Annotated in this window: 15 protein-coding genes and 1 tRNA gene; 8 read left to right on the plus strand and 8 right to left on the minus strand. The window is 27.8% G+C overall.

The window, feature by feature from the left end; translation table 11 throughout:
- Positions 1 to 129: 129 nt before the first annotated feature.
- From I6E31_03175 to htpX, 4 genes are all read right to left on the minus strand, one after another.
- Positions 130 to 1,257 (minus strand): anaerobic sulfatase maturase, encoded by a 1,128-nt coding sequence (locus tag I6E31_03175; GenBank protein MCF2638973.1) that lies wholly within the window; start codon positions 1,255 to 1,257, stop codon positions 130 to 132.
- 18 nt (positions 1,258 to 1,275) lie between these two features.
- Positions 1,276 to 2,481 carry a YihY family inner membrane protein gene (locus tag I6E31_03180; protein ID MCF2638974.1) on the minus strand — a complete coding sequence of 402 codons (1,206 nt, stop codon included), beginning with the start codon at positions 2,479 to 2,481 and terminating at the stop codon, positions 1,276 to 1,278.
- A 79-nt stretch (positions 2,482 to 2,560) separates the two neighbouring features.
- Entirely contained in the window at positions 2,561 to 3,028 is a 468-nt protein-coding gene (locus I6E31_03185; protein ID MCF2638975.1) for a hypothetical protein, read from the minus strand.
- 9 nt (positions 3,029 to 3,037) lie between these two features.
- On the minus strand, positions 3,038 to 3,880 hold the full coding sequence (gene htpX / locus I6E31_03190) for a zinc metalloprotease HtpX (GenBank protein MCF2638976.1): 843 nt from the start codon (positions 3,878 to 3,880) through the stop codon (positions 3,038 to 3,040).
- A 225-nt stretch (positions 3,881 to 4,105) separates the two neighbouring features.
- Here htpX and I6E31_03195 point away from each other — a divergent pair, with 225 nt between their 5' ends.
- From I6E31_03195 to I6E31_03225, 7 genes are all read left to right on the plus strand, one after another.
- Positions 4,106 to 5,296 (plus strand): Ppx/GppA family phosphatase, encoded by a 1,191-nt coding sequence (locus tag I6E31_03195; protein ID MCF2638977.1) that lies wholly within the window; start codon positions 4,106 to 4,108, stop codon positions 5,294 to 5,296.
- A gap of 68 nt (positions 5,297 to 5,364) precedes the next feature.
- A complete protein-coding gene (gene selD, locus I6E31_03200; GenBank protein MCF2638978.1) occupies positions 5,365 to 6,342 on the plus strand; it encodes a selenide, water dikinase SelD in 978 nt (325 codons plus the stop codon).
- Between the two features lie 3 nt (positions 6,343 to 6,345).
- Positions 6,346 to 7,716 (plus strand): L-seryl-tRNA(Sec) selenium transferase, encoded by a 1,371-nt coding sequence (locus I6E31_03205; GenBank protein ID MCF2638979.1) that lies wholly within the window; start codon positions 6,346 to 6,348, stop codon positions 7,714 to 7,716.
- Complete coding sequence (selB, locus tag I6E31_03210; protein ID MCF2638980.1) at positions 7,713 to 9,608, plus strand: selenocysteine-specific translation elongation factor; 1,896 nt, start codon at positions 7,713 to 7,715, stop codon at positions 9,606 to 9,608. The genes I6E31_03205 and selB overlap by 4 nt, the downstream gene beginning before the upstream one ends.
- The gene (yedF, locus tag I6E31_03215; GenBank protein MCF2638981.1) at positions 9,601 to 10,176 is read left to right on the plus strand and encodes a sulfurtransferase-like selenium metabolism protein YedF; all 576 of its coding nucleotides are present in this window, start codon (positions 9,601 to 9,603) and stop codon (positions 10,174 to 10,176) included. The genes selB and yedF overlap by 8 nt, the downstream gene beginning before the upstream one ends.
- On the plus strand, positions 10,173 to 10,433 hold the full coding sequence (locus I6E31_03220) for a DUF3343 domain-containing protein (GenBank protein MCF2638982.1): 261 nt from the start codon (positions 10,173 to 10,175) through the stop codon (positions 10,431 to 10,433). Before yedF ends, I6E31_03220 begins: the two co-directional genes overlap by 4 nt.
- Before the next feature lies 1 nt (position 10,434).
- Positions 10,435 to 10,526: transfer RNA gene (locus I6E31_03225), tRNA-Sec, on the plus strand.
- A 74-nt stretch (positions 10,527 to 10,600) separates the two neighbouring features.
- Here the strand turns inward: I6E31_03225 and I6E31_03230 are convergent.
- Positions 10,601 to 11,044, minus strand: a complete 444-nt coding sequence (locus tag I6E31_03230; protein ID MCF2638983.1) for a hypothetical protein — start codon at positions 11,042 to 11,044, stop codon at positions 10,601 to 10,603.
- Between the two features lie 138 nt (positions 11,045 to 11,182).
- Here I6E31_03230 and I6E31_03235 point away from each other — a divergent pair, with 138 nt between their 5' ends.
- Positions 11,183 to 13,150 carry a glycogen-debranching protein gene (locus I6E31_03235; GenBank protein ID MCF2638984.1) on the plus strand — a complete coding sequence of 656 codons (1,968 nt, stop codon included), beginning with the start codon at positions 11,183 to 11,185 and terminating at the stop codon, positions 13,148 to 13,150.
- 50 nt (positions 13,151 to 13,200) lie between these two features.
- Here the strand turns inward: I6E31_03235 and pgsW are convergent, their stop codons facing one another.
- Genes pgsW through pgsB form a run of 3 tightly spaced genes read right to left on the minus strand, consistent with a single transcriptional unit; the run spans position 13,201 to position 15,849 of the window.
- Positions 13,201 to 14,259, minus strand: a complete 1,059-nt coding sequence (pgsW, locus tag I6E31_03240) for a poly-gamma-glutamate system protein (protein MCF2638985.1) — start codon at positions 14,257 to 14,259, stop codon at positions 13,201 to 13,203.
- Positions 14,256 to 14,714, minus strand: coding sequence for a poly-gamma-glutamate biosynthesis protein PgsC (pgsC, locus tag I6E31_03245; GenBank protein MCF2638986.1), 459 nt, complete (start codon positions 14,712 to 14,714; stop codon positions 14,256 to 14,258). Before pgsC ends, pgsW begins: the two co-directional genes overlap by 4 nt.
- A complete protein-coding gene (pgsB, locus tag I6E31_03250) occupies positions 14,707 to 15,849 on the minus strand; it encodes a poly-gamma-glutamate synthase PgsB (GenBank protein ID MCF2638987.1) in 1,143 nt (380 codons plus the stop codon). The genes pgsC and pgsB overlap by 8 nt, the downstream gene beginning before the upstream one ends.
- Between the last annotated feature and the right edge of the window lies 1 nt (position 15,850).

Raw genomic sequence — 15,850 nt, forward strand, 5'->3', positions numbered from 1 at the left:
TTAATAATACAATACGTATAAATTTAGTTCAAAAAAGTTTTTTTTCTATCAATAAAGTAAAAAAATATACCTAAAATCTTATTTAATAAAATTTCAGGTATATTTTATATTAGTTTTATTTACTATTTTTTATCTATTTTCACTTCTTACTTTTAAAATATATCTTGCTACTTCTACCATTCTATTTATATTTCTTTCAAAGAAGTATTTATAACTTTGGCAAAATCTATTTTCATATGTTCCATCTGCCATTAAATCTTTATGCCTTCTACAACCACCACGACATATTTTAAAATAATCACATGTCTTACATTTATCATTTACTTTTAAAGAAGAGTTTAAGAACTCCTGCTCTTTTTCACTTTTAAAAAGTTCTACAAAACTACTTTCATTTACATTTCCTACTTTATATTCATCTAAAACATAGAAGTCACAAGGATACATGCTACCATCAGATTCTAATACAGCATTCATATTACAATGTCCAACCATATCACAAGCTTCTGGTGCTTCACCTAAAATTATCTTAGTATAATTATCAAAATGTCTTACACTAATTCTCTTTCCAGATAAAATATCGTCAGCCCAAAGATTAAATGTTTCATCTAAAAATTTTCCATAGTCCTCTGCTGTAAGAGTGTAATCCTCTTCTTTAGAACAATTAAAAGCATCTAAACATGGAATAAATTGATAATATCTAAATCCATTATTTTTAAAGAAGTTATATATAAGCTTTCCATTTTGTGCTATTAATTTATTTACTACACACAAAATATTAAACCCTACTCCTGCTTTTGTAAGCATCTTTGTAGCTTTTAACACTCTTGAAAATGTTCCCTCTCCATTGGCATCAATTCTAAAAGTATCATGGATATTTTTATTTCCATCAAGAGAAACACCTATTAAATAGTTATATTTCTTAAAAAGCTCCATCCATTTCTTATCTAATAAAGTTCCATTTGTTTGTAGAGAAAAATTAACTTGTATCTTATTCACATTATATTTTTCTACAAATTCATGGAATTTTTTAAAATACTCTATCCCTGCTACAGTAGGTTCTCCACCTTGAAAGGCAAAATTTGCTGAGTATTCTACATCTTCAAAAACTCTTTTCACCATATTTTCCAAAGTTTCATCATTCATTATTCCAAAGTTTTTTACTTCTCTATTATCTGCAACATCATAATAGAAACAGTATTTACAACGCAGATTACAACTACTTGATGCTGGTTTTATCAATAAATTTAAGTTTCTCATCTCTCCTCCAAAAATATTTTATTTAACTTCATCAATGTTAATATCCTTTAAAATCACTTCATAATTCTTATTCTCAACAATTTCAAAAAATATTTTATTCCTATTATTTATAATCAAATCTATATTTTCACCATAATTTTCTAAAGCTGAAAAGATTCTTTGAAAATTTATTCTATCTATATTGTTAACAATAACATAGCTTCTATCATATCTACTCTTCTCATTTATAACTTCAGCCACTATTCCATTATCTTCAAAAATTTCAAGAATATATAATACCAAATTATATGATAAATTATATTCCTCAGCTATCTCCAATACTGTTGCTGGGTGCAGATCATCTCTATACCTTTTTATCAATTCATATATTATCATCAAAGTAGCACACTCTTTTGATTTAAAACTCATATCCCTCACATTGAAACTATCTAATTTTAACTCTTTATTTTGAAGAAAATATGACAAATGAGCTCCTAAAATTACAAAGAACCACATAATTTTAAGCCAAAAGAAGAATATAAATATCCCTGAAAAACTTCCATATATCTTATTATAAGTTATAATCATAACTTGTAATAAGATAAAAAGATGTTGAAACCCTGCAAAAAAAAGTGTAACAAATATAGCTGAAAAAAATGCTGGGATAAATCTTACATTTGTATTAGGAATCAACATATATAATGCTGTAAAAAATAGTAGCAATGTTAAAATAGGCACTAATTGAATAAGATATGGCGATATATCATATATTCCCTCTAGCTTTTTCCCTAAAATTATCATACTTCCATTAACAGTTAAAATTAATAGTGGAAACAATAAAAAACAAGCTACATAGTCAGTTATCTTTCTCAATATCATTCTTGTTTTAGATACCTGCCATATATCGTTAAATGCTTTCTCTATTATTGAAAACATTGTTATCAATGTCCAACCTAAAAATAAAAAACCTATCCCTGCTAAAACTCCACTTCTTGCATTTTCTAATAGATTTTCAGAGAAAGTAATAAGAAAATTTATCATCTCCTCATTTAATGGTGAATATTTATTTAACTGTTTAATTAGATTTTCTGCAACTCCCAACCAGTTTCCCAAACTAAATAAAATTGCAAAAATAGGGACTAGAGATAGCAAAGTATAAAAGCAAAGAGAGGTTACCCATAAAGCAGAGTTTGCCCTCTTATAATTTTGCAAAGCTCTTTTTACTCCAGAAATAATATTAGACATTTTTCCTTGATTTGAAAGCTCCTTAAAAAAATAATCTGTCTTTTCTTTTATCTCCTTTGCCACTTCTCCTTACCCCTTTCTAATTTTCTACTGTATTAATTCTGTTATTTGCTTCATCTACCTCTGATGTATCTACTTTTTCTGTCATTGTACTAACTTCTTCTGTCTCAATAGATACTTCTGGTGCATTTATATCTCTATAATTTTTTTCAAAGCTATCTTTAGAAATAAAATAAACACTTGATAAATTTAATGGAGAAACTATATAATCCCCAACTCTTACTGCTTCTACTTCTCCATTTGAACTTTTCATATAAAAAGGATTTTCAGATGTTCCAAGTCCCTTTAATACATTTTTATCAACTTGAATTGCTTTTAATTCTTTAAATTTTTCAATCTCTTCTAATCCAACATATTTATATGTTTTAGAATTTTCAATAGGTATAAGTAATCTTTCCATTACATAATATTCTGGTATTATCTCCTTTGAGAAAGCTAAAGATACAGCTCCTATAAAAATAGCACAAACTAATAGTAATTTTTTCATAATCTCCTCCTAAAAAGACATCTCTTCTAATTTTTTTATTCTATCAGCAGTAGCAGGGTGTGTACTAAATAAGTTAGCTAACTTATTTCCTGCTAATGGACTTACTATAAACATGTTTTCTGTTGCTGGTGAAGCATTTGGCATAGGAATTCTTCTACTATAACTTTCAAGTTTTCTTAAAGCATTTGCTAAATATAGAGGGTTTCCACTAACTCTAGCTCCAAACTCATCAGCTTTATACTCTCTTGTTCTTGAGATTGCCATTTGTACAAGCATTGCAGCAATAGGTGCTAAAACTGCTACTAATATCAATGCTAAAGGGTTTGCTCCATCTCTATCATCATCTCGTCTTCCACCACCAAATATAGCTGCCCATCTAGCCATATTTGCTAAAAATGTGATAGCTCCTGCCATTGTAGCTGCAACTGTACTAATCAATATATCTCTATTGTGTACATGTCCTAACTCATGTCCTATTACTCCTGAAAGCTCGTTATCATCAACTATATCCATAAGCCCTCTTGTAACTGCAACTGCTGCATGGCTAGGATTTCTTCCAGTAGCAAAGGCATTTGGTTGAGCTTCATTAATAATATAAACTTTTGGCATAGGAATATCAGCTTCATTAGCTAATCTACTTACTAACTGATAAAGATGTGTATTTTCTGCCACAGGTTGAGCTCCATACATAGATAAAACAATCTTATCACTAAACCAATAAGATATAAAGTTCATCATTCCTGCCATTATAAGTGCCATCAACATTCCTTGACGTCCACCAACAGCATTACCTATAATCATAAGAATAAAAGTCATTATTCCCATTAAGAAAAAAGTTTTTAAAGTTTTCACCTTAACAGCTCCTTTATATTATTTATTTTTACATATTATATTATAACACTTTCCCATAGTAAAGGAATAGATAATTTTTTTCTTATTTCAAATACCATTAAAGAAATATAAAATAAAAAATCAACATGAAAAATAACTTTGATGATTTGAAAATACTTTGAATGATAATATAAAATTATGCTATAATTTACTAAAAGAAACTATAAATTATTAAGCGAGGAAATTATGTATCAAGGTAAAAATATTAAAGGTATAATTGATATTGGAACAAACTCTTGTAGACTTTTCATTGCTGAATTAGAAAATACCAGTGAGGGAAAGAAAATAAAGAGGGAATTAGTAAAAGATGTTGAGATTGTAAAATTAGGAGAGGGAGTTAATAAAACTCATAATCTAAATCCTAATGCTATAAAAAGAACTTTAGATTGTTTAAAAAAATATAAAGAGAAAGCCTCTTCTTATGGTGTAGAAAATATTAGAGCTTTTGCCACTTCAGCTGTAAGAGATGCTGAAAATAGAGATATATTTTTACAAGAAGTTTCAAAGCTTGGGATAAAAATAGAGTGTATCTCTGGAAAAACTGAAGCTACTCTAAATTTTTTAGGAAACTCTCTTGTATTTAAAGATAGAATTTTAGTTGTTGATATTGGTGGTGGAAGTACAGAGTTTACCTTAGGAAAAGATAAATCTATTGATTTTATTCAAAGTATCAATATTGGAGCTGTAAGAGCAACAGAAAAATTCTTTAGCGACAATGATTATTCAGAGGAAAAGCTAGAAAAATGTAAAGCTTGGATAAGAAAAAATCTTGAAATTTTAAAAAATATAAAAGATAGAGATTTTAAGTTAATTGGAGTGGCTGGAACTGCTACTACTCAAATATCTGTTAGAGATAAAATGGAAATATATGATAGTAGCAAAGTACATATGGCAACTTTAACTTTAGATGAACTTAAAGAAAACCTATCACTTTTTCTTTCAAAGAATTTTGAAGAGAGAAAAAACATTATTGGTTTAGAAGAGAAAAGAGCTGATGTTATTATTGCTGGTACACTAATTTTACTTACAATTTTAGAAGAATTAAATCAAGATAAAATAATTATATCTGAATCAGACAATCTTAGTGGAGCTATAACAAGGGAGGAAGAAACAATGAGCGAAAGGTTAGAATGGATAATGGAGGCTTATGAAAGCTTTAGAAAATCTTCTGGTAGAAGATTGATAGCTGGAAATATATTTGACTATTTTATGCAAGACTTTAGAGGAGAAATGGCTGATGCTTATGATATAGCTACTAAAGAGGAGATCAAAGAAGATATTAAAACTTTAGCTGATATTATTTATCAAGAGGAAGATAAGCATAAAAGAGAATTTTTAGTAGAAATTTTAGTTAATTTAGTTAAAATGTTAGGATAATCAGAGGTGAAAAATTGAAAGAAAAACTATATTTAGATAGATGTTCAATTGGTGGTTGAGCAAGCAAAATAGGACCGGAGGTTCTTAGTGATGTTTTATCTACTCTTCCAAGTGTGGAAGATAAAAATCTGATTGTAGGTTTTGATAAGTCTGATGATGCTGCTGTATATAAATTAACTGATGAAATAGCAATGATACAAACATTGGACTTCTTTACTCCTATGGTTGATGATCCATATATTTTCGGACAGATAGCTGCTGCAAACTCTTTAAGTGATGTTTATGCTATGGGAGGAACTCCTAAAACAGCTATGAACATCGTTTGTTTTCCAGAAAAAATGGATATCAATATTTTAGGAGAAGTTTTAAGAGGAGGAGCTGAAAAAGTAGCTGAAGCTGGAGCTGTCTTAAGTGGTGGACACTCTATTCACGATCCAGAGATTAAGTATGGACTTTCTGTAACTGGTATAGCTCATCCTGATAAAATTTTAAAAAATCATGGTTGCCAAAATGGTGATATACTCATCTGTACTAAAAAACTTGGTACTGGTATTGTAACTACTGCATCTAAAGTAGGATTAGCAAGTGAAAATGCCATAAATACATCTATAAAAAATATGACTACTTTAAATAAATATGCTGGAGAGATAATTATCAAATATCCTGTTACTGCTTGTACAGATATTACAGGATTTGGTTTCCTAGGACACGCCTATGAAATGGCATCAAATTCAAATAAAACTTTGATATTTGAAAAAGATTTTATTCCTTTTATTGAAGAGGCTAAGGGGTATGCACAAGATTTTCTTATTACTACTGGAGGACAGAAAAATAGAAATTTTGTAGGTAACAATGTAGATTTTCAAAATGTCCCTCTATGGTTACAAGAGATTCTTTTTGATCCTCAAACTTCAGGAGGACTTCTATTTTCAATCCCTGCTCAATATGTCAGTGATTTGATGAGAGAGTTTTCTTCAGCTAATGTTGATGCTGTAATTATAGGAAGTGTTGTAGAAAAAGAGAAAAAATTTATTATTGTGAGGTAAAAAATGAAAAATGAACTTTTTAGGCAACTGCCAAAAGTTGATATTCTTATGAATAATGCCTTATTAAAAGATCTTAGTCTTAATTTAGATTACAATAGTTTTTATGAAATAGTAACTACTGGAATAGATACTTTTAGAAATAAAATAAAGAACAATGAGATCAATAGTTTTACAGAAGAGGAAATTATATACGAAATCATATTATTAGCTAAAAAAAATGAAGAGAGAAAATTTAAAAATGTTATAAATGGTACTGGAGTTATTTTACACACAAATTTAGGTAGAGCTATTTTTAGTGAAAGAGTAGCTGAAAAACTGAAAAAAATAGTCACTGGTTACTCTAATCTTGAATTTGATCTAGCAACTGGTGGCAGAGGAAGCAGATATCAACTTTTAGAAGAGATTGTCTGCAAGGTTACAGGAGCTGAAGGAGCTATGCTTGTAAATAATAATGCTGCAGCTGTAATTTTATGTTTAAGTGAGTTTGCTAAAAATAAAAAAACTATTGTTTCTAGAGGAGAGTTAGTAGAGATAGGTGGTTCATTTAGAATCCCAGAGATTATGGAGCTGTCAGGAACTATTTTAAAAGAGGTAGGAACTACAAATAAAACAAATATTAGAGATTACGAAAGAGCCATTGAAGAAGATACAGGAGTTCTTTTAAAAGTTCATACCTCTAATTATAAGATAATTGGTTTTACTGATTCAGTAAGTAAAAATGAGATAGCTCAACTTGGAAAAGAAAACAGTATCATTACTATTGATGATATTGGTAGTGGAGTTCTTATTGACTATGAAAAATATGGTTTAAGCAAAGAGCCAACAGTTCAAGAAAGCTTAAAATCTGGTATAGATATAGTTACTTTTAGTGGAGATAAGATGCTAGGTGGAGCTCAATGTGGAATTATTGTAGGAAAAAAAGAGTTAATTGAAAGATTAAAGAAAAATCCTTTCACTCGAGCTTTTAGAGTTGATAAAATGAGCATTACTGTAATGGAAGAGATTTTTAGATATTACTTAGATGAAAAAAAAGCTATAAATGAAATTCCTGTTTTAAAAATGTTAACTGAAAAACCTGAAAAAACTAATATAAGAGCTGAGAAATTAAGAGATCTATTAAAAGAAAAAGGGATTGAAACAAGAGTAATTAAAACAGAAGCTTTAGTTGGTGGTGGAGCTATGCCAGACGAAAAAATTAGAAGTTATGGTGTTGCTTTTAAAAGTGATATTCACTCTTTAGAAGAAAGATTTAGAAAATGTGATATTCCTATAATCGGCAGAACAAAAGAGAATATGTTTATTCTCGATCTAAAAACTATTAGAGAAGAGGAGTTTCAATATATTGTAGAAGAGGCAGAGAAAATAATATTATGAGAGATATTATAATAGGAACTGCTGGACATATTGATCACGGTAAAACTACTCTTGTTGAATTTCTCACAGGAAAAAATACAGATACTCTTCCAGAAGAAAAAAAACGTGGTTTAACTATTGATATAGGTTTTTCTTATCTTCAACTTGGCAACAATAGAGTGGGAATAATTGATGTTCCAGGACATGAAAAATTTATAAAAAATATGGCTGCTGGAACTTCTAGCATAGATTATGTTATTCTTACTATTGCTTGTGATGATGGAATTATGCCACAAACTATTGAACATCTAAATATCGCTTCTATTCTTGGGGTAAAAAATGGAATTGTAGTTCTTACTAAAAGAGATTTAATAGATCAAGAGAGATTAATCAATTTAAAAAAAGAGGTAGCAGAATTTCTCAAAGGTAGTTTTTTAGAAAATTCACAAATTATTGAGGTAAGTTTTAAAGATCCTAGCTCCTTTGAAAATCTAAAAAATATCTTGTCCCAAGAGATTAAAAATATTAAGATAGATTTATATAAAAATAGGAAATTTAGATTGGATATAGATAGAGTTTTCTCTGTTAAAGGGTTTGGAACAGTTGTTACTGGAACATCAAAAAACTCTGCTATAACTCTTGGTGATAGATTGATGCTCTATCCTCAAATGAAAGAAGTAGTTGTAAAGGGAATTGAAAATCATAATAATAAAGTTACAACTCTTGAGGCTGGAAATCGTTGTGCTTTAAACATAAATGGAGTAGATGCAAAAGAGATACATAGAGGTAATATTCTTGCTGAAAAAGATTCTCTTTTTATCTCCGATAGAATAGATTGTAATTTTTTTCTTCTTCCAAATAGTAATTCACTAAAAAATAATCAAAGAATTCACCTAAATATTGGAACTACAGAAGTTATTGGAAGAATTAAAATTTTTGGTAGTGATATTGTCTTACCAAATGAAACTGCCTTTATTCAAATTGAACTTGAAAAACCTTTAGTTTGTAATAAAGGAGATAGAGGTCTAATAAGAAATTTTTCACCAGTTATCACTATTGGTGGAATAGAGATATTAAATCCTCTAGGTAAAAAAGTTAAAAGAAAAGATTGTAACTACTTAGAGAATTTAAAAAGTCTAAATTCCAATAAAAAAGATGAACAGATAGAGAGTATAGTAAAAAATAGCGATGAGTTATTCTTAACTATTGAAAAAATATCTCTACTTTTAGGAGAAAAAATAATTTCACCTTTAAATATAGAAAACATTATAAAAGTAGATGAAAATTATTATATACATGCTGATAATTTAACTACTTTAAAAAATAGAATTTTAGAGGATTTAAAAATATACCATGAAAAAAATAGGTTATCTTTAGGTATAAATATTGCTGAAATAAAAAGCAGATATTTTAAAGATATTTCAAGTAATCTTTATCAAAACTTTCTTAAATTACTAATTGAAGAAAATCTTATAAAGATAGAGAAAAATTTTATATCACTTTTAGAGTTTCAACCTAAATTAAATAAAGAGGAGAAAAAATTAAAAGATCAAATTTTCTCTATTTACAAAATTTTAGGATTTAAACCAGAAAATATAAATAGAGTTGCTGAAAATTTTAGTAACTTAGAGGAATTTAAAACCGTTCATCAATTTATGGCAGATAATAATTTTATTATTTATCTTGGAGAGGAAACATATATATTAAAAGGTTTTTTCTTAGAAGCTAAAAAGATTTTAATATCATATCTGCAAAAAAATCAAAAAATAACTTTAGGAGATTTTTCAAAGCTCTTAAATAGCAATAGAAAAACTTCTCTTTTACTATTAGAGAAATTTGATGAAGAAAAGATCACAAAAAGAATTGATAACTATAGAATATTACTTTCAAAAGGAGATGGTTTTAATGATTAAAGTAAATGCTATTGGACAAACTTGCCCTATCCCTATTATAATGACAAAAAATGCCCTTAAAGAGATTGAAGAGGGGCAAGTAGAGGTTTCTGTTGATAATAAAATTTCATTGGAAAACTTACAAAAAATGTCAAGAGAGATGGGATATGATTATACTGTTGCTGAAACAGGAGATATATTCAAAATAGTAATTAATAAGATAAAAGAAGATTTACAAGAGTTTGATGAAAAGGAAAATACAGTTGTAGTTATAGACTCTCTTTTTATGGGAAAAGGAGATCCTGAACTTGGTAAAATTCTAATGAAAGGATTTATCTATACTCTTTCTGAAATGGAAAATCTACCTAAAACTATTATTTTCTATAATGAGGGAGTTAAATTAGCTATTGAATCTTCTGAAAACTTCAATGATTTAAAAAATCTTGAGGCTTATGGAGTTGAAATTCTTTCTTGTGGTACTTGTGCTAATTTCTATGGTGTAACTGAACAGATAAAAGTAGGAAATATCACAAATATGTATACAATAGTTGAGAGACAACTTAATGCTAAAAGGGTAATAAAACCATGATAAAAAAAGAAGAGTTTTTACTTTTAGCTGCTGACTCAACACACCTTGTTATAAAAAATGAAAAACTATTAAAGGAAGCTGGTGTTGATTGTAGAATAATCCCATTACCTTCACAAATAAAAGCAAGTTGTGGACTCTCTATAAGAGCAGATTTAAAAGATATTGAAAAAATAAAAAAAATACTATATAATAATGAAATGGAACTTTATCTGATAAAAAAATCAGGTTTAAAAAAAGAGATAGAAAAATTATCTTAATGGAAGTGGATGGGAACTGGTGTTTTCAGCAGTCTTCAAAACTGTATGGCGATGAAAATCGTTGGTAGGTTCGATTCCTACACGCTTCCGCCAATAAAGAATTATAAACTTTTTTCTTAACCCCTCACTCTTATTTAATTAAGATAGAGGGGTTTTATTTTTATCTTCTAATTAGCAAAAATTTGAACCCAGTATATTTTTCCATTATTATCAGTCGCTTTTCCTATCCCTATAAATCTATAATCTCTTTCTAAGATATTTTTACGATGTCCTTTAGATTTAAGCCATCTCTCTGTTACAAACTCAGGAGTTTTATGTCCAGAAGCTATATTTTCAGCTGCCTTAGTATAAAAAATTCCCTCTTTTTTTATCAAATTAAAGGTAACTCCAAATTTTTTACTTGTATGTGACATTTTTTTCTCTCTAGCCATATCCTTTGCCTTAACTATTGCAATTTTATTTAAACGATTATCTATTTTTAAAGGTTTCAAATTATTTTTTTCTCTTTCTACATTTACTCCCTTCAATATAATTTTTTGATACTCCTCTAAACTAAAACTTATTGCAAATGATAATATAAATATTAAGACAATAAAAGCTTTTCTTTTCATTTTTCACCTCTCTATTATTCTTTTTTCTATTATAACCTAAATATTCGTTTTTAAAGTCATTTTAGTTTATAAAATTGACTTTTTTTTATAGAAATTATATAATATTTTCAAGATAAATAAATTGGAGAAGGAGATTATATGTATAATTGGGAAGCAGGTGTTCCTAAGTTAGGGGCTACAGTTGAGAGTAACGGAATTAATTTTGCAATATTTGCTAAAAATAAAAAAAAGGTGGTTTTAAATATTTATAAGTCTGGTTCAGATTTACTTCCCAAAGAAAAAATAGTTTTAGACCCATCGATTAATAAAACAGGAGATATTTGGCATGTCTTTTTACAAAACGGATCTGAAGGCACTTTATATACTTGGAAAATTGATGATTACCCTGAAATTTTAGATCCTTATGCACTTTCTTATACTAACAACAAAAACTATTCTAACAGAAAAAGTATAGCTATTAAACTTTCACATGAAAAAGAAAAGCATTTAGAAATTCCTATGCAAGATACAATTATTTATGAAGCTCACATTAAACTATTTACTCAAAATTTTAACTCAATGGTTGAATTTCCTGGAACATACTCTGGATTTTTAGAAAAAATTCCTTATTTAAAAGATTTAGGAGTTACAGCTGTTGAATTTTTACCTGTATATGAATGGGATGATTTTACTGGAAATATAGGTGTTAATAATGGAGCTAAATTAAAAAATATTTGGGGATATAACCCTATTGGTTTTTTTGTTTTAACTAAAAAGTTTTCTAAAAATCAAAAACTTGATTCACATAGTGAGATTGTAGAATTTAAAGAGTTAATAAAAGAACTGCATAAAAATGGGATAGAAGTAATTTTAGATGTTGTTTACAACCATACTGCTGAAGGTGGTAAAGGTGGTAAATTCTATAATTTTAAGGCTATGGATTTGAATACTTTTTATATGTTAGAAAATAGCAATGTACAATTTATGAATTATTCTGGTTGTGGAAATACTATAAATACAAATAATAAAGTTGTTAAAGATATGATAGTATCTTCTTTAAGATACTGGTATTTAGAAATGGGAGTAGATGGTTTTAGATTTGATTTGGCATCTATTCTAGGTAGAAATGAAGAGGGACATTGGCTTGGAGAAAACTCTCTATTAAATGAATTAGTACAAGATCCTATTTTATCTCATTGTAAATTAATTTCTGAAAGTTGGGACTTAGGTGGATACTATGTTGGAGATATGCCAGCTGGTTGGAGTGAATGGAATGGTAAATATAGAGATGTTGTAAGAAAGTTTATTAAAGGGGAATTTGGTCAAGTTACTGAACTTTTAAAAAGAATTTTTGGAAGTCCAGATATATTTAAAAGAAATGATAGAACCCCTTATAGCAATATAAACTTTATAACTTGTCATGATGGTTTTACTATGTGGGATCTTGTTAGCTATAACAATAAACATAATTTAAACAATGGTGAAAATAATCAAGATGGAGAAAACCACAATAACTCATACAATAATGGTGCTGAAGGTGAAACTGAAGATAAAAATATTAATGCTATTAGAAAACAACAATTAAAAAATATGTTGCTAATTCTCTTTATCTCTCAAGGTGTTCCTATGATCTTAATGGGAGATGAAATGGGTAGAACACAACTTGGAAATAATAATGCTTATTGCCAAAATAATCGTTCTACTTGGGTAGATTGGGAAAGAGGAAAAGAGTTTAACGATATTACAGAATTTACTAAAAATATGATAAAATTCAGAAAAAAATATAACATATTTAGAAATAGAGATTATCTTGAGTTAGAAGATAATAAAAATAAAGGAGTAGGAATTCATGGAGTAAAACTTAATTGTCCTGACTTTTCTTACTATTCTTTAAGTATTGCCTTTTCTTTATATGATTCAAATAGTAATACTACATTCTATATTATTTTAAACTCTTATCATGGGGAATTAAACTTTGAATTACCTAAGTTAGATGGTAAAAAATGGCATCTTTTCGTTGATACCTCTAAAGATGATAGTGAAAATTTCTTAGAAGATGGAAAATTAATTTCAGATGCTTTTTATAAAGCAGCTCCTAAATCTTCAGTAATTTTAATAAGTAAATAATTTAAAAGAGACTATTCTAAATAATTTAGTTTAGTCTCTTTTTTATAAAATTATTTTTTTATATGAGGACTAAATCCCTTATATGCAATAAAAATTAAAAATAATATAACAATTGCCCAATTCCATATTTCATAATTACTTTTAAAATATATATTTGACTCTCCTATATTTTCAAATTTATCTGGATCAAATTGCATTTTATAATAAGAAGTTATACTTTTTAAATTTAAAAGATAGTATACTGGTATATCTTTCTTTAAAAACAATCCTACTAATCCATTTTTCATATTAGTATTTTTATCTAACAAGATCTTTTCATTTGTTATAATATCCACACTTCCACCAAGAGATAGGAGATTTCCACCAATATTAATAAATGCTTTTATCTTATTTTCTCCTTTTTCTTTGTAATAATTATATCTTTTATCTAAATTTTTTTTCAACTCCTCTTCATAAATAAAATCTAAACCATATAAATTATTCCTATATTTTAAGTTTTCAATTATATCATCATCAAATTCTCTACCAATATCTCCAACTCCACCTAATGACCAAGCTTGAGTTTTATTCACTATAATATTTTTTGAATAGAGATAATTTTCCATATCTAAATAATTAAACTCTTCAATATTTCCTCCGTAAGTAGAAGCTCCAATAGAGGTTATAATCACTGTTTTTAATTCTAATGTATCAGCTGCACTAATAAAAGCTAAATTTAAAGCTGGAAATGAACTTGATAAATTAGCTGCTATTACATCTCCTTTTTTCAAACCATTTTCTTTAAATAATTTTACTAAAAGAGCTGCAAAATCTGGATCACAACTTGTTCTCTTACTTTCTAAACTTCCTAAAGTAGTTGTTAAACTACTCCATTCTAAGCCTATCAATCCTGTTTCATTTTTATCTAACTCTTTGTCAATAGGGATATTTCTACGAAGACGTTCGGCTTTTATCTCCTCTGACATATATTTCATCTTTTTAGCAGCACTTACCATCTCATTATAATACTCTGTTTTTATTTTTATCCCTTTAGGTTTTAAATTGTATTGAATAAAAATAAATAAAACAGCTAAAATTAATAGAATAATAGTATCTTTCTTCTTATTCATGATAAACCACCTGTGCTATAAAAAAGTTCTATGATAGATTTTATAAAAATAGAAAGAATCAAAAGAGAAGAGATAGTTCTTATCATTCCATGTCTATCTATCTCTTGGGCAATAATTCCTGGAATTATAACACCTATAATACTTCCTCCTAGGATAAAAAGCTCATATTCATTTACAATATAAATATTAAAATATTTTAAAACTACCCTTATAATAAAACTTATCATTATATATAGAGCAAATTTTCTTCTTCCATAGACTATAGCATGGTTTGAAATAAATTTAACAATTAAAAATGTCAAAATACCTGCTAAAATAGTTATGACTACCCTTTGAGGATTATCTAAATAAAATGCTATATAAGCTGGTACAATCAATCCTCCTGGAGAAATTTCAGTTATTTCATAAAAGATTATGCTTAAAATTATCCCTAGTATTATCACTTCATTAACCATCTACAACCTCTCCCATCTCTTCAAAATAATCTACTATTTTTTTCCCATTTCCACAGATGTTTCCTACAGCTAAAATCAATATATCTTTTTCAATACTATCAAAATCACTTGCATTTCCAACTATTTCTATTTTTTCTTTAGCTATTTTCTCTTTAAGTAAATACTTTTTGAAAAGTTCCCTATTCTCTCCAGAAATTAGTATTTTATCAAATTTTTTATCAATCTTTTTTACAAAACTTATATATTGTTCCCATCTACTCACTCTATCTCCACGATTATTTACTAAGAGATATCTTTTATTATTCCAATAATCCTTTTTTGAAAGTCTATCTATTATTATCTCTGTAGAATTAGGATCATTGGCTGCCATTGCATTGATAAAATAAATCTTATTTTCTCTATTTTTATAAAGTAAAACTTTTAATACTCCTGGATCTCTATGGTAGTTTTTCATGCCTTCTAAAGCTTTTTTTTCATCTATTCCTATATATTTACACACCTCTAAAGCTAAAGCAACATTACTTGGAAAATCTATCTCCCAATACTCCTCTTTTTCCTCTCTATTAATAAAAACTTTTGAATTTTTTTTAATAGCTTCTCTCTTAAAAAAATCAAAATACTTTTCATCACTTGTAAAGATTGCACCATTAGTTGGAATAGTATTAGCTAAAGAACTAGCTATCTCATCTAAACTCTTTCCCATCTCATCTAAATGATCCTCTCTAACATTGGTAATAATATTAATATCTGCATGAAGTATTTTATTTTCACATATATATTGATACTCAGGTTTTACAGCCATACACTCTGTTATCAATACCTCTGCTCCCTCTCTATACGCCCAATTTATAGTTTTTATCTGTTCTTTGATATTTGCCTTTCCCTTTCTATTTATCTCTCTTTCAACATTAAAAGTGTCTATTATTCTAGGAGAAGTCCCTGTTATTTTAGTAAAAACTTTATACCCTCCAGCTCTTACACCTGCATCTATTAAACGGGAAACAGTTGATTTACCTCTAATTCCATTTACATGAATTAAGTATTTAAATGTTTCTCTTTGACACTCTGATCTTCTCTTTTCAAAAAATAGATAAAATATACAAAATAGACATAGTATAATAATTATTATTTCCATA

Origin of the sequence: Fusobacterium varium (assembly GCA_021531615.1) — a bacterium.
In the GTDB taxonomy this organism is placed as follows: domain Bacteria; phylum Fusobacteriota; class Fusobacteriia; order Fusobacteriales; family Fusobacteriaceae; genus Fusobacterium_A; species Fusobacterium_A varium_C.

Excerpts from the sequence above, each read along its gene's own strand:
- I6E31_03180 (MCF2638974.1), bottom strand. The coding sequence starts at position 2,481 with ATGTCTAATATTATTTCTGGAGTAAAAAGAGCTTTGCAAAATTATAAG.
- I6E31_03230 (MCF2638983.1), bottom strand. The coding sequence starts at position 11,044 with ATGAAAAGAAAAGCTTTTATTGTCTTAATATTTATATTATCATTTGCA.
- I6E31_03235 (MCF2638984.1), top strand. The coding sequence starts at position 11,183 with ATGTATAATTGGGAAGCAGGTGTTCCTAAGTTAGGGGCTACAGTTGAG.
- pgsB (MCF2638987.1), bottom strand. The coding sequence starts at position 15,849 with ATGGAAATAATAATTATTATACTATGTCTATTTTGTATATTTTATCTA.
- selB (MCF2638980.1), top strand. The coding sequence starts at position 7,713 with ATGAGAGATATTATAATAGGAACTGCTGGACATATTGATCACGGTAAA.
- I6E31_03220 (MCF2638982.1), top strand. The coding sequence starts at position 10,173 with ATGATAAAAAAAGAAGAGTTTTTACTTTTAGCTGCTGACTCAACACAC.
- pgsC (MCF2638986.1), bottom strand. The coding sequence starts at position 14,714 with ATGGTTAATGAAGTGATAATACTAGGGATAATTTTAAGCATAATCTTT.
- pgsW (MCF2638985.1), bottom strand. The coding sequence starts at position 14,259 with ATGAATAAGAAGAAAGATACTATTATTCTATTAATTTTAGCTGTTTTA.
- I6E31_03195 (MCF2638977.1), top strand. The coding sequence starts at position 4,106 with ATGTATCAAGGTAAAAATATTAAAGGTATAATTGATATTGGAACAAAC.
- I6E31_03205 (MCF2638979.1), top strand. The coding sequence starts at position 6,346 with ATGAAAAATGAACTTTTTAGGCAACTGCCAAAAGTTGATATTCTTATG.
- yedF (MCF2638981.1), top strand. The coding sequence starts at position 9,601 with ATGATTAAAGTAAATGCTATTGGACAAACTTGCCCTATCCCTATTATA.
- I6E31_03185 (MCF2638975.1), bottom strand. The coding sequence starts at position 3,028 with ATGAAAAAATTACTATTAGTTTGTGCTATTTTTATAGGAGCTGTATCT.
- I6E31_03175 (MCF2638973.1), bottom strand. The coding sequence starts at position 1,257 with ATGAGAAACTTAAATTTATTGATAAAACCAGCATCAAGTAGTTGTAAT.